This is a genomic window from Methylomonas lenta, assembly GCF_001644015.1.
Taxonomy (GTDB): Bacteria; Pseudomonadota; Gammaproteobacteria; order Methylococcales; family Methylomonadaceae; genus Methylomonas; species Methylomonas lenta.
On sequence record NZ_LUUI01000095.1, the window covers coordinates 124014 to 142217 of the forward strand.

Annotated in this window: 23 protein-coding genes; 17 read left to right on the forward strand and 6 right to left on the reverse strand. The window is 47.5% G+C overall.

Annotated features, from left to right (window positions below; all coding sequences use genetic code 11):
• Positions 1–375 precede the first annotated feature (375 nt).
• The 4 genes from A1359_RS08830 to A1359_RS08845 form a co-directional block, all read right to left on the reverse strand.
• Positions 376–1860, reverse strand: coding sequence for a P-loop ATPase, Sll1717 family (locus tag A1359_RS08830; protein WP_066981143.1), 1485 nt, complete (start codon positions 1858–1860; stop codon positions 376–378).
• 459 nt (positions 1861–2319) lie between these two features.
• Complete coding sequence (gene rsmA, locus A1359_RS08835; RefSeq protein WP_066981147.1) at positions 2320–3111, reverse strand: 16S rRNA (adenine(1518)-N(6)/adenine(1519)-N(6))-dimethyltransferase RsmA; 792 nt, start codon at positions 3109–3111, stop codon at positions 2320–2322.
• A 4-nt stretch (positions 3112–3115) separates the two neighbouring features.
• Positions 3116–4099 carry a 4-hydroxythreonine-4-phosphate dehydrogenase PdxA gene (gene pdxA / locus A1359_RS08840; RefSeq protein ID WP_066981149.1) on the reverse strand — a complete coding sequence of 328 codons (984 nt, stop codon included), beginning with the start codon at positions 4097–4099 and terminating at the stop codon, positions 3116–3118.
• Between the two features lie 54 nt (positions 4100–4153).
• Positions 4154–4717, reverse strand: coding sequence for a MarR family winged helix-turn-helix transcriptional regulator (locus A1359_RS08845; RefSeq protein ID WP_066981151.1), 564 nt, complete (start codon positions 4715–4717; stop codon positions 4154–4156).
• Between the two features lie 191 nt (positions 4718–4908).
• On the opposite strand from A1359_RS08845, the gene A1359_RS08850 reads away from it, so the two are divergent.
• From A1359_RS08850 to nirJ, 12 genes are all read left to right on the forward strand, one after another.
• Positions 4909–6489 carry a nitrite reductase gene (locus A1359_RS08850; RefSeq protein WP_066981154.1) on the forward strand — a complete coding sequence of 527 codons (1581 nt, stop codon included), beginning with the start codon at positions 4909–4911 and terminating at the stop codon, positions 6487–6489.
• Positions 6486–6791: a c-type cytochrome gene (locus A1359_RS08855; RefSeq protein WP_066981157.1), complete on the forward strand. Its 306-nt coding sequence runs from the start codon at positions 6486–6488 to the stop codon at positions 6789–6791. Before A1359_RS08850 ends, A1359_RS08855 begins: the two co-directional genes overlap by 4 nt.
• A 3-nt stretch (positions 6792–6794) precedes the next feature.
• Complete coding sequence (locus A1359_RS08860; protein WP_066981160.1) at positions 6795–7097, forward strand: c-type cytochrome; 303 nt, start codon at positions 6795–6797, stop codon at positions 7095–7097.
• A 32-nt stretch (positions 7098–7129) separates the two neighbouring features.
• Positions 7130–7570 carry a DUF3465 domain-containing protein gene (locus tag A1359_RS08865; protein WP_066981163.1) on the forward strand — a complete coding sequence of 147 codons (441 nt, stop codon included), beginning with the start codon at positions 7130–7132 and terminating at the stop codon, positions 7568–7570.
• A 38-nt stretch (positions 7571–7608) separates the two neighbouring features.
• Positions 7609–8775 carry a cytochrome D1 domain-containing protein gene (locus A1359_RS08870; protein WP_066981166.1) on the forward strand — a complete coding sequence of 389 codons (1167 nt, stop codon included), beginning with the start codon at positions 7609–7611 and terminating at the stop codon, positions 8773–8775.
• 3 nt (positions 8776–8778) lie between these two features.
• The gene (locus A1359_RS22745) at positions 8779–9234 is read left to right on the forward strand and encodes an Lrp/AsnC family transcriptional regulator (protein ID WP_066981169.1); all 456 of its coding nucleotides are present in this window, start codon (positions 8779–8781) and stop codon (positions 9232–9234) included.
• Positions 9227–9736 carry a siroheme decarboxylase subunit beta gene (ahbB, locus tag A1359_RS22750; protein WP_066981171.1) on the forward strand — a complete coding sequence of 170 codons (510 nt, stop codon included), beginning with the start codon at positions 9227–9229 and terminating at the stop codon, positions 9734–9736. Before A1359_RS22745 ends, ahbB (A1359_RS22750) begins: the two co-directional genes overlap by 8 nt.
• Positions 9729–10172 carry an Lrp/AsnC family transcriptional regulator gene (locus A1359_RS08885; RefSeq protein ID WP_066981173.1) on the forward strand — a complete coding sequence of 148 codons (444 nt, stop codon included), beginning with the start codon at positions 9729–9731 and terminating at the stop codon, positions 10170–10172. The genes ahbB (A1359_RS22750) and A1359_RS08885 overlap by 8 nt, the downstream gene beginning before the upstream one ends.
• A 74-nt stretch (positions 10173–10246) precedes the next feature.
• The gene (locus A1359_RS08890) at positions 10247–10456 is read left to right on the forward strand and encodes a ribbon-helix-helix protein, CopG family (protein WP_066981176.1); all 210 of its coding nucleotides are present in this window, start codon (positions 10247–10249) and stop codon (positions 10454–10456) included.
• The gene (locus tag A1359_RS08895) at positions 10453–10719 is read left to right on the forward strand and encodes a hypothetical protein (protein ID WP_066981179.1); all 267 of its coding nucleotides are present in this window, start codon (positions 10453–10455) and stop codon (positions 10717–10719) included. The genes A1359_RS08890 and A1359_RS08895 overlap by 4 nt, the downstream gene beginning before the upstream one ends.
• Positions 10720–10737: 18 nt before the next feature.
• Positions 10738–11217, forward strand: a complete 480-nt coding sequence (gene ahbB / locus A1359_RS08900; protein ID WP_066981182.1) for a siroheme decarboxylase subunit beta — start codon at positions 10738–10740, stop codon at positions 11215–11217.
• A 3-nt stretch (positions 11218–11220) separates the two neighbouring features.
• A complete protein-coding gene (nirJ, locus tag A1359_RS08905) occupies positions 11221–12360 on the forward strand; it encodes a heme d1 biosynthesis radical SAM protein NirJ (RefSeq protein ID WP_066981185.1) in 1140 nt (379 codons plus the stop codon).
• On the opposite strand, the gene A1359_RS22420 is transcribed toward nirJ, so the two are convergent.
• Positions 12330–12680, reverse strand: a complete 351-nt coding sequence (locus tag A1359_RS22420; protein ID WP_157200510.1) for a hypothetical protein — start codon at positions 12678–12680, stop codon at positions 12330–12332. The genes nirJ and A1359_RS22420 overlap by 31 nt on opposite strands.
• Positions 12681–12769: 89 nt before the next feature.
• Between A1359_RS22420 and A1359_RS08910 the strand changes: the two genes are divergently transcribed.
• From A1359_RS08910 to lnt, 5 genes are all read left to right on the forward strand, one after another.
• On the forward strand, positions 12770–12997 hold the full coding sequence (locus A1359_RS08910; protein WP_198159304.1) for a BrnT family toxin: 228 nt from the start codon (positions 12770–12772) through the stop codon (positions 12995–12997).
• Positions 12978–13142 (forward strand): hypothetical protein, encoded by a 165-nt coding sequence (locus A1359_RS22755; protein ID WP_198159305.1) that lies wholly within the window; start codon positions 12978–12980, stop codon positions 13140–13142. The genes A1359_RS08910 and A1359_RS22755 overlap by 20 nt, the downstream gene beginning before the upstream one ends.
• A 35-nt stretch (positions 13143–13177) precedes the next feature.
• Complete coding sequence (locus A1359_RS08915) at positions 13178–13780, forward strand: GNAT family N-acetyltransferase (protein ID WP_066981188.1); 603 nt, start codon at positions 13178–13180, stop codon at positions 13778–13780.
• Positions 13773–14633 (forward strand): carbon-nitrogen hydrolase family protein, encoded by an 861-nt coding sequence (locus A1359_RS08920; RefSeq protein WP_066981191.1) that lies wholly within the window; start codon positions 13773–13775, stop codon positions 14631–14633. The genes A1359_RS08915 and A1359_RS08920 overlap by 8 nt, the downstream gene beginning before the upstream one ends.
• A 238-nt stretch (positions 14634–14871) precedes the next feature.
• Positions 14872–16371: an apolipoprotein N-acyltransferase gene (gene lnt, locus A1359_RS08925; protein ID WP_083960561.1), complete on the forward strand. Its 1500-nt coding sequence runs from the start codon at positions 14872–14874 to the stop codon at positions 16369–16371.
• An 878-nt stretch (positions 16372–17249) separates the two neighbouring features.
• On the opposite strand, the gene A1359_RS08930 is transcribed toward lnt, so the two are convergent.
• On the reverse strand, positions 17250–17720 hold the full coding sequence (locus tag A1359_RS08930; protein ID WP_066981197.1) for a MarR family winged helix-turn-helix transcriptional regulator: 471 nt from the start codon (positions 17718–17720) through the stop codon (positions 17250–17252).
• Between the last annotated feature and the right edge of the window lie 484 nt (positions 17721–18204).

An 18204-nucleotide genomic window follows, 5' to 3' on the forward strand; every position in this document is an offset into this window, starting at 1 on the left:
TGGGGCGTGGGCTTTTGTTTTAAAGGTGTTGCTGAGGTGTCGCTATCGCGACGGGTTGTTTAAAGTCGGTTCTCGGACCGACAGCCGAGATACTTTCTTTTGCTTCGCCAAAAGAAAGTATCCAAAGAAAAGGCGACCCGGATTCCGCCAATTTCCTGCGCTTCTCGCTTTTGCCGCGGGTTTTCGAAGGGCCTTCCCTGGCCCTGCGAAAACGAGCGGCATCGTGCCGCTCCCCTGCGGGCCCATTTCGCCAAAAGCTGCGATGCTCGGGGCGGAATAACGGGAGAAAACCATCCCTAAACTAAAAGAGGAACTAGAAAAATATGGAGTTCTTCATGCGTTGCCAATTGCGTGCAATTTTGTTAAGCCTAGAATCTATCTTGGGGTGAATCCAATTTTTGCTCTTTGTGATTTGTTAATCTTTTTTATATCTAGCGCCTGCCGATAGCATGGATGGATTTCCCACTTCATATTAAAGTCATTGTCAGTTCTGGAGTTTAATAAATCTGGCATTGCACGAAAATTATAATGAAAATACTCTCCAGATTCATCATCAGATCGAGCAACCAAAAAGCCAATTCTAAAAAGGAATCTGCCAACTTCTATTTGAGTTGTTACTTTTATAGAATCAATAAAAGGCGTAATATGATTTAGTATCTTATTTTTGATAAATATTAAAAGATTATCCCTAGTCATTAACCGATCTGCACCACGAAAGGCAGTGATTAATTCCTCAATTTGCTTGCATTGATGTTTGTGTTCAGCAACTAAATCAGCTATGCGTTTGGCCCCATAATCACCCCATACATCGTCAATATCTTCTTTAGATATCAGTGTCCTTCGTTTTAATAAAGCATTTTTCTGAGTAAGCTTGCATAGTTGAATAGCCCATCTTGGGCGCTGATATGAAAGTGTATGGATCACTTTATAAGAATGGACATATTTTTGTCCCCATTCTACTTTTTCTACAAACAACAACATTAAAGTTCGTTCTTCATGTTCTTTTATCGACTCACTAGCTTCTTTGGGTGGTATGCTAAATCCGTTAGATATGCTCTGAGATTCGATTCTCTTGAACAGAAGAGTTCTGAATTCTTCTGCAGACCATTCTATTTCATAAACGTATTGTTCGAGCTTATCTAATGACTCATCATATCTGCGGATTGTAGGCCAAACGTCACTACGCATAGTGAGTCTAAAGTTAATTCCTATAATGTCTTGCGTTAAGTATCTGCATGCCGAAAAGAAAGTGCTAATACTCAAGCATTCAGATTCTGTGTTTTGAAATGTTGCATCAAGGTCGTCAATTAAAATAAACACAGATGGAGACTTAATTCTTTTTAGTATTGATATATGATCTTTTATTTCTTGCTTTTTTGCGGTTACGTTAAGTTTTTCAAGGAACTTTTCAAATCTTGCGGTTAAACAGCTGACAATATTTTTTTGTTTGTAGCCGTCTAGTTCAGCAGATTCTATTAAGGTTATTTCGTCGTCTGTTAATGCGAATCCAATAGTATTGGCAATTTCACGATTCACTATTGCACAAATTCTAACCATCCAGTCCCTTATGTAATCGTTTGGGGTTATAAGGGGCGTAGTTAGTTTAAATGCATCCCTTGCTAGATCGGAGCCCCGGCATCTAATTACCAATGCATCAGGAAATTTAGCTTTAATAGTGTGAGAGAGATGTTTAATTAAAATTGATTTTCCAACTCCTTTTCTTGCTGTTGCGATGAAGATTCTCCTATTTAAGTCAAGGTGTTTTTTAAATTCATCTTGTTCCACAAAATAGGATGCTAATTCTTCAGGGCTAGCATCATCACCGGCTTCATTGCCGAAATCGAAGCCTTTTAGTGTCATATTTGAATTCCTGTAATGAATATATTAGGTGTATGGGTTATCCGCCTGAGTTGTATATATGCTTTAGCATAGCAGCAGCATCCTACAACACATTCTCAAGCATGAGTTATAAAATAATTTAATGGCTTATTATTTTAGGATGGGTGTGTTTCCCGTTATTCCGCCCCGAGCATCGCAGCTTTTGGCGAATTGGGCCCGATAGGGGAGCGGCAGGGATGCCGCTCGTTTTCGCAGGGCCAGGGAAGGTCCTTCGAAAACCCTCGCCAAAAGATAGAAGCGCAGGATAAAGGCGGAATCCGGGTGTCGTTTCTTTTGGGTGCTTTTCTTTGGACAAGCAAAGAAAAGTACCTCGGCTGTCGGTCCGAGAACCGATTTCTAACAAACTCGTCGCGATAGCGACACCCTAATCGAAACCTTTTAAATTCGGTTGTGGCAATTACCCGAAAAGATGGTCAGGCCTTAAGCCTGACTATTTTGCAAACTCTGCCGACTAATCAAGGCGAATTCCGCCAACGTAATTGATTCGGCGCGAAGATTGGCGTCAATTCCCAGCGCGATGATAGACGCTTCATCAAGATAGTTTTTTAACGAATTGCGTAAGGTTTTACGTCGCTGCGAAAATGCCTGGGTGACCAGCTTGCTGAAATGCTCGAAATCCTCAATCACGACGGGAGGTTGGGCGAGGGGGGTTAGCTTGACGATGGCCGACATCACCTGCGGTGCCGGATCGAAGCTTTCCGGCGGCACATCAAACAACCACTCGGTTTCGCAAAAATATTGCATCATCACGCTAAGTCGGCCATATTTTTTACTACCGGGTTCCGCGCAAATGCGGTTCACCACCTCTTTTTGCAGCATGAAATGCATGTCTTCAATGCAGCCGGCGTTTTCCAGCAAATGGAACATCAGCGGGGTGGAAATGTTGTAAGGCAAGTTACCGATGATGCGCAGTTTTTCGGCGGGTTTGGCCAGCGCATTAAAATCAAATTTCAGCGCGTCGGCACTGTGTATGGTTAGATTGGGATTGCCGGCAAACTGTTTTTGCAGGTGGGTCACCAAATCCCGATCCAATTCCACTAGGTCTAAGGTGACGCCCGAGCTTAATAAAGGCAGCGTCAGTGCGCCGAGGCCGGGTCCGATTTCCACCCAATGCTCACCGGCTTGCGGGTAGGCGTGGGACAAAATATTGTTGATGATGCTATGGTCTTGCAGAAAATTCTGGCCAAAACGCTTGCGGGCTTTATGGGTCATGTTTTTATTTAGTTGATGAAATCATGTCGAGTGCAGTTTTAAGCGCAAACCTTAGGCTGCCGAGGCTGGCGTTACCACTGCCAGCCAAATCCAGCGCAGTGCCGTGGTCGACCGAGGTGCGAATGATGGGCAGGCCCAAGGTAACGTTGACGGCTTGGCCGAAGCCTTTGTATTTTAACACCGGCAAGCCTTGGTCATGGTACATGGCTAGCACAGCATCGGCGCTTTCCAGGTATTTAGGGGTGAATAAGGTGTCGGCAGGCAAAGGCCCCTGTAGGTTGATGCCTTCATTGCGCAGTTGATTTAAGGTTGGTTCGATAATCTCGATTTCTTCTCTGCCTAAATGACCGTTTTCGCCGGCATGCGGATTGAGACCGCAGACCAGGATTTTGGGGTTGGCAATGCCAAAGCGTTGGCGTAAATCCCTGTCCAGTAAACGGGTGATGTCGGTTAGGGCTTGTGGCGTGATCGCGGCGCTGACTTGCGAAAGTGGCAAATGCGTGGTTACCAGGGCTACCCGTAAACCCGGCGTAGCCAGCATCATCACCGGGGTGCCACCGGTAATGTCGGCAATAAATTCGGTATGACCACTGAACGGAATGCCGGCATCGTTGATAATGCCTTTATGCACCGGTGCGGTGACCATGGCGGCAAATGTCTGGTCGATACAGCCCTGAGTGGCCAAACGGATGGTTTCTAAAACATATTTACTGTTGGCGATATTCAGTTGTCCACAGACAGCGTCTGCGGCTAAAGGCACGGGCATGACGGTTAAGCTGCCGGCGGCTGATACAGCAGCCGCTTGGGTGCTATCAAAAATCCGAATAGTCAGCGGCAAGCCGAGTTGCAGTGCGCGTTGCCGGAGTAGATCCGGATCGGCAATCGCTACCCATTCACAAGCCTGCGGTTCCTGTGCCAATTGCACGCATAAATCGGGGCCGATACCGGCCGGTTCGCCAGGAGTCAAGGCAATGCGTGGTGTCATCATGGTTTAAAGCCATAAGGGGTGAAACGGTTGCCGGACGCTGGCGCAGCGATGAATTTAAACAGGTAAGTGTTCCTGGCAAATTTGTTCGCTGTCGCTGTGGGTAAGCTTTTCTTGCGTCAATTGGCAGAAAAAATCGCCGTCTTTTTTGCTGAAATTGCGGCAGGTTTTGCAAACGCCGAACGATTGGGAATGATTGGCTTTTTGCAGTGCGGTTAGCGCTTGTTCGAATACATTGGCATCCGTAAGGGCTTGGCCGGTGCTGTGCAAGATGTCCGTCGCGCTATGAAATAAGTCGGAAGGCCGGGCTTGTTGCAGTACGTTTAAGCCTTCCGTCAGTAAACTCAAATGAATTACCCGTTTGTCGTTAACGTCCGGCGTTTTTGCGATATAGCCTTTTTTCTCCAGGATTATCAAGGATTGCGAGACGGTGCCGCGCGTCATGCCCAGGTAATTGGCGACTGCCGCCGGGGTGTTGCTGTATTTGTTGGCGCGCGACAGGTAGTTTAAAACCTGAAAGTGAACGGGCTGCAAGCCCAGCTCCGTGCATTTTTTACGCTCTTCGGAGCGTATCAGCGCGGTCATGCATTCAATAAGTTCGTAAATATCGGTTTGTGACATAGGATCATTCTACCATTGCTTTAGGGGTTGACAACAGGGGGTTCTGGCTGTTTAATAGCGATTCGAAATTTTATAACATTCGGCCTTGAGTCAACCAGAAATTTTTTCCATAACCATCTGATAAATCCGGTTTATGGTTTAATAGTTTTGCGTTGGCTCTTTTTTTAACTCGCGGATGACAGGTATTCATAATGAAAAAAAACAGAACAAAAAGACTGAATCAATCCCTACTGGCGATTTCGATCGCTACACTGTTGTCATCCGGGATGGCAATGGCAAAATCAGACAATATGCATCAATTGTATGAAGACAATTGTGCCAGTTGTCACGGCTCCGATCACGGTGGTTATTTGGCACCGGCTTTGAATGCGGAGACTTTAAAAGGTCGCAGTCCCACCGCTTTGCGTACCATAGTAATGGCCGGCAGTTTCGACACTCTAATGCCTCCTTTTTACGGCAAACTCAGCGATGACGAGATTCGTGGTGTCATCAAGCATCTGCAGGCCACACCGAAACAACCTAATCCGGCCTGGACTATGGACGACATGAAAAAGTCGCTGAAAGTTTATGTCAAAGACGAAGCCAGTTTGCCGGACAAACCCACTTATAAAATCGATAACATTGATAATTTGATCGGCGTGGCGGCGCGCGGTAAATACGGCCGTGGCGAAGGCTCGCGGGCTATTTTTATCAATAGCGTTACGCATCAAAAAGTCGGTGAAGTCCCTACTGAAGTGGCCGCGCATATCATCGATTTCAATCCAGCCAATCCGCGCTGGGCTTATGTGAAAACGGACACAGCTGAAATCTTTAAAGTGGATTTGTATTCGATGCAAGCCACCCGCAGCATTAAAACCGGTTTCAACGGCCCAGGTATGGGTGTGTCGCGCGACGGCAAATATATCATGGCGGGCTCTTTTGTGCCGCACAATGCAGTGATTCTGGATGCCGACACCCTGGAACCATTGAAAACCTTTGAACTGGAAGGCATTGATCCTGATGGCAAAATGGTTTCATCCGATTCCGGCATGATCATCGGTACCCCGTATGCGGATATTTTTGCAATTGCCTTGGAAAATGCCGGTCAAGTCTGGATTGTAGATTACAAAAAAGAAGGCTTCCCGGTTACCAAAATCGAAAATGTCGGTCGTCATTTACATGATGCTTTCCTGACGCATGGCGGCAAAAAACTAATGATTGCGTCCTATGACGATAGCATCGTCGCCGCGATCGATTTGGAAAAACGCGAAATCATCAAAAAACTGCCGGCTGGTTGCGTTCCGCACGTGGGTGGCGGTTCTGCGGTAGTGGTCGATGGCCGTACCCTGGGCTTTGGTACCAACTTCGGCGATTGCGACAAAATGGTCGTCAGTGTTTGGGACTTGGACACAATGGAAGTGGTCAAGCAAATTCCAGTCTCCGGCGGTACTGAATCGCCTGCTGCACATGCCAACGCGCCTTATGTGGCTGTAGACATTATCAGCAAAGACAGACGTGCTCGTACCGTACAGCTGATCGACAAGAAAACCCTGGAAGTAGCTAAAACTCTGGATGTTGGCGGCCATGCCTATTTCCCCGAGTATAGCGCCGACGGCAAATTCCTCTACATCAGCGCCGGCTATAACGGCGACGAAGTGGTGGTTTACGACTCCAATACCTTGCAAAAAGTCGCTTCCGTGCCTATGGAAAGCCCAGCCGGTATTTTCTCGCGTGGCCGGGTTAAATATATGACACGCGGTTTGTCACCTGATGAAATGGAGCAATCAAAATGAAATTGAATTACTCCATGCTAGTCGTCGGTCTGTTAGCTGGCGGTTCCGTGCAGGCAGCCAATCTTTATGCCGGGCAGGCCAAAGCAGCAGCGGTGTGCTCGCAATGCCACGGCGTTCGCATGCCCAGCGCCGATGCGCCGTTTCCGCCGTTGGGTGGCCGCGATCCCGAGTATTTGAAAACAGCCATCAAGCAGTATCGGGATAAAACCCGAGTATCGGACATCATGAACGCCGTCGCCGGCTCTTTGACCGATAAAGAGATCAACGATATCGCTCATTATTACGGTAGCGTTAAGCCGTAATTTATGCGCAATTTTTGGCTGCTTAGCCTGTTGTCAGCCTCTGTTTTTGCGGATGAACCCAGTCCGCAAAGACAGCAGGAGCTGATTAATCTGCTGAAACATGATTGCGGTTCATGTCATGGTTTGCCACCGAAAGGCGGTTTGGGGCCATCCTTGATGCCAGACGCGTTGGCGCCTAAAACCGATGCGATGTTGATAGAGGTTATTCAAAAAGGCCGGGCAGGGACGGCAATGCCACCCTGGCAGGATTTCTTGTCGATTACTGAAACCGCTTGGCTGGTCGAGAAATTGCGGCAAGCTGAGTGATTAAGCATATTTTTGTATTTCTTCTTTAGAGCATGAGTAAATTACTGATCGGCATTTTTTTGGCTCTGATTTGGCTGGGCTTAGCGTCGGTTGACAGCTATACCCTGCCGCTGGCGAATGCTGATGGAGAGATAGTCAATGCCGATCAGCAACTGGCCGATGCTTATCAAAACCATCGTAGCGACATTCAGATTCAGGTTGCAGCAATAGTAAGCAAGCTGCTAGCTGACGATAATCGCGGCAGTCGGCATCAGCGTTTTATCGTACGGCTCAATTCGGGGCAGACTTTGCTGGTCGCGCATAATATCGATCTGGCACCTCGTATTAACGATCTCAGCGAGGGAGATAGCCTTGAGTTATACGGCGAATACGAATGGAGCAATAAAGGCGGCGTGATGCACTGGACGCATCGTGATCCGAGTGGTCGGCATGTGGGCGGCTGGATCAAGCATGCCGGACAGGTTTATCAATAGAACGTTCGAATTTAAGATTTAGCAATGGCAAGGGGCTTATGTTTTTACACGTTTTCGGGTTATTTATAGCGTTAATATTGGTTTCTGGCTGTGCAGATTTGCGCGCCACCGGCGACTTGGGCGTTGTAATAGAGCGCGAGCAGGGCAGCGTACAGATCATCAACACCAGTCATCCTGCCATGTTAAGCCGCATTGAAGGGCTGGGTGACTTGTCGCACGCCTCGGTGGTGTTTTCCCGTGATCAGCGCTATGCCTATGTGTTTGGTCGTGATGGCGGTTTGAGCAAAATCGATTTATTGCAGGACAAACTGGATATACGCATCATTCAGGCTGGCAATAGTATAGGCGGCGCAATTTCCCAAGACGGCAAGCTGATTGCAGTATCGAATTACACGCCGGGCGGAGTGAAGATTTTTTCAGCGGATACTTTGGAGTTATTGTCAGAAATTCCGGCTGTGTATGGCGACCATAAAACCTCTAAAGTCGTGGGTTTGGTCGATGCGCCAGGGCAACGTTTTGTCTGTAGTTTGTTCGATGCTAACGAAATCTGGCTGATTGACGCCAAAAATCCGCGTCAGCCGCAGGTGCAAAAATTCAAAGATATCGGCAAACAACCCTACGACGCCTTGCTGACGCCGGACGGACACTTTTATGCCGCCGGTTTGTTCGGCGAAAAAGGTTTGGCTTTACTGGATTTATGGCAGCCTGAGTTGGGTGTGAATCATATTCTGCAAGATTACGGCAAGGACGACGAGCAAACCCCTGTATATAAAATGCCGCATCTGGAAGGCTGGACGGTGGCTGGCGATTGGTTGCTGGTGCCGGCCGTGGGTCGGCATGAAGTATTGGTGATCGATAAGCGCGACTGGTCATTGGTCAAACGTATCCCGGTAGCCGGGCAGCCGGTGTTTGTGATGTCTCGCCCGGATGGTCGGCAGGTGTGGGTGAATTTTGCTTTCCCGGACAATCAGACGGTGCAGGTAATCGACGTCAAAGGTTTCAATGTGGTTAAAACCCTGCAACCTGGAAAAGCGGTGATGCATATGGAATTTACCCCGCGCGGCGAAGCCGTATGGCTGGCGGTGCGCGATGAAGACCGGGTGATGATTTACGACACCGAAACCCTGCAGGAAACGGCACAGTTACCGGCGCAAAAACCCAGCGGTATTTTCTTTTCTAATCGTGCCAATCAACTGGGTTTGTAAGTCATGCTAACGACTTTGCACAAGCAGCTGTTAAATAACTATCAGCAGGATTTTCCGCTCAGTCCGACGCCGTATCTCGACATCGCGGAACAGCTGGGTGTCAGTGAAGCGGAGGTGTTGACAGCTTTTCAGGCCTTGTCGGAACAACAAATGATCAGCCGCATCGGCCCTGTGATTGCGCCCAACAGCATCGGTTGCAGCGCATTGGTGGCCATGGCGGTACCGGATTATGACCTGGAGTGGGTGGCAGAAGTGATTAGCGCCTATCCGGAAGTTAATCATAACTACGAGCGGGAAAACCGTTTCAATTTATGGTTTGTGCTGGTGGCCGATCACGAACAGCAGCTGCAAGCGGTGATTGCCGATATCGAGGCCAAGACAGGCTATCAGGCTATGTTGTTGCCGATGCTGGCCGATTATTTCATCAACCTGGGTTTTGAGCTGAATTTACATGATTGAAGCCATCGATTTTCAACTGATTGCCGCGGTACAGGCAGGTTTGCCGATTGCCGCCCGACCCTATGCCGTGATTGCCGACAAACTGGCGCTTAGCGAACAGGAAGTCATTGAGCGGTTGAGGCTTCTGAAAGCTCAAGGCCTGATCAAGCGTTGGGGGGTGGTGGTCAAGCATAGGCAGTTGGGTTATCAAGCCAATGCCATGATAGTGATGAATATTGCCGACGACAGCGTGGCGGCGGTCGGCAGGAAAATCAGCGCTCACAGCTGCGTCAACCTGTGTTACCAAAGACCAAGGCAAGGCGAAACCTGGCCTTACAATTTATATTGCATGATACATGGCAAGAGTCGCGAAATGGTGATGCAGCAATGGGATTCGCTACGGCAAAGCTGCGACTTGGCCGATGTGGCTTTTGAAGTGCTATTCAGTCGACGTTGTTTCAAGCAGCGCGGCGCGCTCTACCGGCAAGCTCGGCAGTCGCAGCGGGAAGCTATGCATGGATGACACCGACAAACGTATTATCAATCAGCTGCAACAGGGCTTTCCGATTTGCGAATCGCCATACAGCCGAGTCGCACAGCAGTTGGACATCAGCGAGGCGGATTTAATAAGCAGGCTGCAAACCTTGTTGGCAGAGGGTGTGCTATCGCGATTTGGCCCTATGTATCACGCAGAACAAATGGGTGGGGCATTAAGCTTGGCGGCTTTGAAAGTGCCTGAAGAGGATTTTGCTGCGGTTACCGACATCGTGAATGCCTTTCCGGAAGTGGCGCATAACTATGCGCGGAATCATAGCTTGAATATGTGGTTCGTGCTGGCCACCGAACGCCCGGAACAGGTGCAAAGCGTCATCGAAGCCATCGAGCAACAAACGGGTTTGGTGGTGCATAACATGCCGAAAATTAACGAATATTATGTTGGGTTACAGTTGCAAGTGTAATGGGTGAAATTGTTCTATACATAAAATAAGTGTATAAAATACGCATGATAGTAACTGTATTTTAGAGGTGTGCGATGTCTGTTCGTTTTAATGTAGTGTTATCTGATGATCTTAATCGCGAACTGGATCGTGTCGCGCAGGAGAATGAAACCAACAAAAGTGAAATTCTACGCAAGGCGATGACACTCTATCTGGCGGCGCAAGATGGGCGGCGCAGAGGCTTAAAATTAGGCCTGGTTGAGCCGACTACACAAAAGCTTGAAACCGAGATTATTGGGTTATGAATCATATTGACCTGAATCAGCCACCGCCCAATCATACTTTCAAAGTATCGGTAGATAGAGAAGAAACAGACGGCGAGAGACGGGTCAGATTATTCAAAGATGTGGCATTGTTTGTGGTGGCGCTAGGGTTTGTCGTGATGATTGCCGGTTTGTGTTATTCGACACTATTGTCCAATGTGACCAGTGCTGAAGAGAAAAAATGGGCTATGTCGATTTTGTCAGCGACCACTGGTGGCCTCATCGGTTATTTGATTCGTAAATAACCGATGAGAGACGCTGTTATGCCTATCGATGCTATCGACCGCCAAATCATTCAGGCCACTCAGGCCGGTTTACCCTTGGTTGCCGAACCCTATCAAGTTATTGCCGAACAATTGGGTCTGTCCGCGCAACTGGTCATGCAACGCATGCAAGCCATGCAGGACAACGGTGTCATTCGGCGGATCGCCGCCGTGCCCAACCATTACAAAATTGGCTATCGCTACAACGGTATGACGGTGTGGGATGTCGACGATCTGCATATCGACAGTCTGGGGCAACGAGTGGCCGAACTGTCATTCGTCAGTCATTGCTACCAGCGTCCGCGCCATTTGCCGGACTGGCCCTACAATCTGTTTGCGATGGTGCATGCTAAAACAGAGCTGGATGCGGAACGTCAGATCGCGCTGATAGCCGATTTACTAGGTACGGATTCACGGCGACACGCTGTGCTATACAGCAGCAAAATTCTCAAAAAAACCGGTTTAAGGATAGCAGGCTAATTTATGTTCAGACTCAGTCAATATATGCGCGAACTGCTGCATCCCTCGCCGCTAACCGCACCGCGCAAACCGTCCGGGCCGGTAGTGATCTGGAATCTGATCCGCCGCTGTAATTTAACCTGCAAACATTGCTATACCACCTCCGCCGACATTAACTTTCCCGGCGAGCTGAGTACGCCGGAAGTCTTTACGGTAATGGACGACCTGAAAGCTTTTAAAGTGCCGGTACTGATCCTGTCCGGCGGTGAGCCATTACTACATCCGGATATTTTTCCTATCTCACAACGCGCCCGCGACATGGGTTTTTATGTGGCCTTGTCCAGTAACGGCACCCTGATAAACCAAAGCAACATCGAACAAATCGCTGCGATTAACTATCAATACATTGGCGTCAGTCTGGATGGCATGCAGGAAGCGCACGACAAATTCAGGCAAAAACAGGGTTCATTTGAGGCCTCTTTGGCAGGTATTCGTCTCTGCCGCGATCATGGCATCAAGGCGGGTGTGCGCTATACCTTAACCCATGATAATGCGCATGATTTTGACGCCCTGCTGCAATTGATGGACGATGAGGATATCGACAAATTTTATCTGTCACACTTGAATTACGGTGGTCGCGGCAACAAAAATCGTAAAGACGATGCCGAATTTGCATTGACCCGGCAAGTGATGGATGCGCTGTTTGAAAAAGCTTTGAGCTGGGAACAGCAAGGCCTGCACCGCGAAGTGGTTACAGGCAATAACGATGCCGACGCAGTGTATTTTCTGCATTGGGTTGCGCGCCGCTTTCCGGAACGAGCGGAACATATGCAAGCCAAACTGCAGCAATGGGGCGGCAATTCTTCCGGCGTCAATGTCGCCAACATCGACAACCTCGGCAATGTGCATCCGGATACTTTCTGGTGGCATTACGGTTTGGGCAATGTTCGGCAAAGGCCTTTCTCGGAAATCTGGCAAGATGTCTCCGACCCCTTGATGGCGGGCCTAAAAGCTTCGCCCAGACCCTTAAAAGGCCGCTGCGCCACTTGTGATTACCAGTCCATTTGCAACGGCAACACCCGTGTCCGCGCTCAGCAAATGACGGGCGATTTTTGGGCTGAGGATCCGGGCTGTTATTTGCAGGATGAAGAGATCGTCAGATAGGGCAGATACAAGTATTGGGTGCTCTGTAAAGCCAGGATAATGATAACTTGCCGAATTATCACGCTATATTCCTGGTGATGATTATGATGTGCGTTTTTTTCAAGACGGAACCAGGCTGATCCCGCGAGGCCAATACCCAAAAGTAGAAGCGTGCCAGATTCTGCTGCTGACATAGGATTGCCAGACGCGGTGATAGCAAAGTTGTCGATACCGGCCGCTGTTTCTGTCGTATTGCTTCCCGTCTCGCTTCTCTTCTCTTGTGGGTGATATTGGCTATGGCGAAGATAGTTGATGGCGGACAGTTTTTCATTGAACCGCATTCGTCACTTGTTTTTGAGTATCAAAAAGGTATATTTTATATACCATGATTAGATTTGAATTCGACGATTCGTAAAGTCAGGCTAATTTCTTGAAACATGGCATCGGCTTCGTTGGCGCTCAAGTGTTGTGGAATGATGCTAGGTTATTAGAAATTCCAGCTAAAACCGAAGCTGAGCCAAGATATCTGATGATAGGTCTGATTAACCAAAAACACTGGTTAGCGGTTATTATTTACAGAAACGTGAATGTTCGACTCCTTTCTGTTCGTGGCTCACGTACCGAGGAGGTGGCGTTATATGAAAGTTATAAACGTTGAACAACAATTTGACGAAGATGTTGATATTACAACTTTACTGGATGTTTCAAAGGCAAAGCGCGTGTTACAAGCACAAATACGCGTGAATGTTGATTTTCCCACCTGGATGATTGAATCCCTAGCTGAACTGGCCGAGCATTCTTAACAATCCGATTTCATCCTCTGCAATTGATTAATCCTATGAGCAAAGACATCCGCATCCAGCGCCTCAGCGGCAAAGCCTTGATTCAATATATTCCCGAACTGGCCCGTTTACGCATCGAAGTATTCAAAGATTTTCCGTATCTGTATGACGGCGATTACCAGTATGAAGAAAAATACTTACAAACCTACATCAACTGCCCGGAAAGTGTCATCGTACTGGCGTTTGATGGTGATGCCATCATTGGCGCTTCCACCGCTATACCGCTGAAATACGAAACTGATGAAGTGAAAAAGCCCTTTATCGAAAACGGCTATAATCCGGATGAAGTGTTTTACTGCGGCGAATCGGTATTGAACAAAGCCTATCGTGGCCTTGGCGTCGGCGTGCGTTTCTTCGAGCAGCGCGAGGCCCATGCGGAAGATTTGGGTGGATTCAAACACATTACTTTCTGCTGCGTCGAGCGCCCGGCAGATCATCCTCGACGCCCGGTCGATTACGTCCCATTAGATACGTTCTGGAACAAGCGCGGTTATGTCAAACACCCGGAACTGACAACCACCTATACCTGGAAAGACCTTGATGAGGCATTCGAATCCGCAAAACCTATGACTTTTTGGTTAAAAGAAGAACATGCCTAAGATTGCCAGTGCTCAATACGATATTAGTTTCCTGGAAACCTGGGCCAATTTCGAAAGCAAAACCCGCCGCTGGGTAAAGCAAGCCGCCGATAACAAAGCCGACATTCTGCTGTTTCCGGAATATGCCTGCATGGAACTGGCCTCTTTGTTTCCCAAGGACGTTTATTCCTCGCTGTCCGGCCAGCTCGATGCCTTGCAATCTCTGCTGTCGGATTATCTGAAGTTGTTCACAACCCTGGCCTCAGAATATGGGGTTTACATACAAGCCGGTACTTTTCCGGTCAAGCACGACAACGGTGAATTCCGTAACCACGCCTATTTTTTCACCCCGCAAGGCAAGGTGGATTATCAGGAAAAACTCACCATGACTCGTTTTGAAAATGAACAGTGGCAAATAAGTCGTGGTCTGGAGATTAAAGTATTCGAGACCATTTTCGGTAAAGTTGCCATCAATATCTGCTACGACAGTGAATTTCCGCACTATGCCCGTCAACAAACTGAACGTGGCGCAACTTTGATATTAGTGCCCAGTTGTACTGACACCGAAGCTGGTTATTATCGCGTGCGTATCGGCTGTCAGGCTCGGGCGCTGGAAAATCAATGCTACGTCGTGCAAGCCTCGCTGGTGGGCGATGCGGAGTGGTCGGAAGCCGTCGACATTAACCGTGGAGCATCGGCGATTTATACGCCAGTCGATAGAGGTTTTCCGCATAATGGCGTCCTGGCGATAGGCGAATACAATCAGGCTCAATGGGTCTACGCTGACTTGGACATGGCTGCCATCGATACTGTGCGCCAGAATGGGCAGGTGTTTAATTATCGGGATTGGCCCAAGCAGTTCGATTGCAATTAACCCGTTAGTCATCGCTAATTGAGACCGAGAATTTCATCATTCCTTACACGAGCCAGTTGAAGTGGCTTTCAAAGAAGATAACTATCACAGACTTTAAGACTACTTTGCTGCCAGTTTCTCCATAAGCTAGTGGATGATTAATGAGTATGGGGGGTGAGTTTAAGTGCAATTGCCCAAAATAATCAGCGCTTAATCACAGCACAATATTGCTCGGTTTTTTACCTCTCACACAAATAAAATGAATCAATTACTTCAATGGAAATGGGAAATGTTGGCGCCGCTGCTGGGTGTGCTGCTAACACTGGCATTTGCGCCTTATGGTTTTGCCTATGTGGCCTGTTTTTCACTGGCGTGTTTTTTTCAATTTTGCATTGTTCAATCCCCTTTACGGGCGGCGTTTCGTGGCTATTTGTTTGGCTTGGGCTTGTTTGGTTCAGGCATCTGGTGGGTTTATGTCAGTATTCATGATTTTGGCGGAGCCTCTCCAGTAAGCGCTGGACTTTTAGCCCTGTGCTTAGTCGCTTTGTGGGCTGTATTTCCGGCGTTGACGGCGTTTTTATCAGCGAAAATATTGACCTGGTTCGGGGTTTGGTTGCGGATTTTTGCTGTGGCCTTAATCTGGGTGGCGGTAGAGTATTTACGTGGTAATTGGCTATTAAATGGTTTTCCTTGGTTACAAATTGCTTATAGTCAACTTGACACGCCACTAGCTGGTTTTGTGCCGCTGGTCGGTATCTATGGGGTGGGTTTTTTGCTGGCAGCCTCCTCAGTAGCCTTGGCTGAAGTTTTGCGTCGAAAATTAATGCCTTTGCATGGCTTATTGCTTGTATGTTTGATTTGGGGTGGCGGTTGGCTGTTAACAGGTGTGCCATGGTCGCATGCTATCGGGGCGCCAATTAAAGTCGCTTTGCTGCAGGGTAATATTGCTCAGGATCAAAAATGGCTGCCGGAGCAAATGATGAATACCTTAAATCTCTACCAACGGCTGACTGAACAACATTGGGATGCAGATGTGATTATCTGGCCTGAAACGGCAATTCCAGCTTTTTACTCAGACGTTAAAGATTTTTTTTTAGACCCATTAGCGGCGGTGGCTAGAGAAAAAAATGTCGATTTGGTTGTTAGTGTACCCACTTATGGCGCAGGTAAAGATTATTACAATAGCGTGATGACTTTGGGTAGCTCTGAGGCTTTTTATCACAAAAATCACTTGCTACCATTTGGAGAATATCTGCCCTTACAACCTTTGTCGGGTTGGGTGTTGGATCAATTACAGATTCCGCTGGGAGACTTTGCTGCAGGCGACGATACGCAAACGCTACTTCAGGCAGGAGGCTATCCATTTGTAACCACTATTTGTTATGAAGATGCTTTTGGTGAATTGGTTATACGGCAAGTAGAAAAAGCAGCTTATCTGGTGAATGTTACCAACGATGGCTGGTTTGGCGATACCTCGCAACCCTATCAGCATATGCAGATAGCACAGATGCGCGCATTAGAAACCGGGCGCTATTTGCTTAGAGCTACGAATACAGGGTTGACTGCAATCGTAACGCCGGATGGCAAGATCAGTCAGCAGGCGCCTCTGTTTACTACCACGGCATTAACGGGCAGTATCTTACCCATGTCAGGGTTAACGCCTTATGCCAAACTGGGGGATGGATGGGTTTTTGCTGGGTTGTTGGGCTGGGTTATGCTGGTATTTGGTTTGACTAGCGCCGGAAAATTTTGGTTGTGATAAATCGAAGCGCTGAAGTTAGTAGTGGTAGCGTTAAGATTTTGTGCCCGTGATCGCTTGCCGACAGCCTGCGCACTGAAATGGTTTTTTAATGATTTTGGCCAAGGGGTTGGCGTTTCAGATGCAGCCAATATGAGTTGGCGCGCATTCGTTACAGCTAATGGTGCTATTATAGCTAGTGCACCTTAATTGGTTGCCAGCCTAATAATTTAGACAATTCATTAGGCTTACGCGGTCAATATTACTGGTCAGTGCTGGCTTTGGAGGTGTAATGGTAATTATAACGCCTTTATATTACTTCCATTTCCTCGGTGCTAGTAGACGACGCTTTTGACAGTTACTTCGATGTGCTGTTATCGAAGTCTGATGAAGTTAATAAGAATAATTGAACCAAAAAGGCGGCTATTTATGCGGTTTTATAAATTATCTTGAATGATGGAGAATTTTGAGTGGATGATAGTAACTTTAAGTGGTTTTCCATCGGAGTGGTCGTTGGTATCTTGCTATTTTTAGTGTTGATGCTGGTACTTATGGCGCTTGGTATTTGAATAGGTAATTGGCAGATTGTAATTTTTGGCAAAGCTATCAATTAACCCAAACAGGTGATCAACTAGTTTGTGGTGTTTACAATGTTAGAAATCGATATATCCCGTGTTGGACTAAACCGCTATCGCGGTAGTGATCGCTGCGATCCTAAGCTAAGGATCACTCATATCGGCTAGAATCCAGGTGATATTAACAATCTAAACATAGCGGTCGCAAGCAGACAAGAAAACACTGGGAACCAGCAAAAAACTGTTTTGCGTAAACAAGTTATCGATAGCATACGCATTACCTGAAAGTGAAAAATGAACGTCCGGCCATGCTGGGTGCTATCGCTAGAATTCATCGGCGTTTTCCTCAACGCCATCGCCTCGGGCAATCATTATCGCTTGATGTAAGCGCACCAAATCGGCCTCCAGTTTTGAGACTTCCTCCGGGGCATAATCATTGAATAGTTGATTGATATGCCTCAAATGCTCTGGGAATGTTTGTTCGTATACCGCCCGTCCCGCTTCGGTTAAACGTACGATCTGGCTGCGACCGTCTTTCTTCGAGGCCAACCTTTCTACCAGTCCTTTGTCTTCCAGACGGCTGACGACGCCGGTTAGCGTGCCTTTGGTGATCAAGGTTTCCTCGCCAAGCTTCTTGGTTTGCATGCCGTTACTATTGCCCAAAGTGATGATCACGTCGTATTGCGGTAAAGTTAAATCAAGCGCATGAACATGTCGGGCGGCATAAGATAAAAACGTTTGGTGTGTGCGAAGTAACTCGCGCAATACCGTTGGAAATGTTAAGACAGAAGTCATGATTCAAGAATAATTGTTCTAATTAGAACATGATAATAACTGTAAGCCACTTTACTCTCAAGAAAAACTTATGCATATATCAGCGGGATTAGGCCCAATGCACCAGGAGACCATGACACCGCCGGTTTTGACAATGTTCTTGCTTTCTGAATTTATATTGGTAGAGCCATCAATAGTTTATAACCCTGCACGCCATCTAATTGTCGATCAAGAATGCTGCACCTAAATGCTTGATTATCTCTGTTCAAAACTCTCTGTCTCTGCCGGAAGCAAAAACCAGGGCTGCTGCAGATCGAAGCAAGGTGACACGGCTATCGATTTCGGTGTAACGAGCCCGCGCCAAATCTTTTTGCGTGGAAAGCGGTTCTATCAGGGGGGCTGTGGAAGAAGCCCCAAAAGTGTTCGTTCAAGTATTGGTATATAGCGTTACTAACGGCTTGTTCTATACGTTGAATAATAGCCGCTTCAGATGCGGCTATCAGAT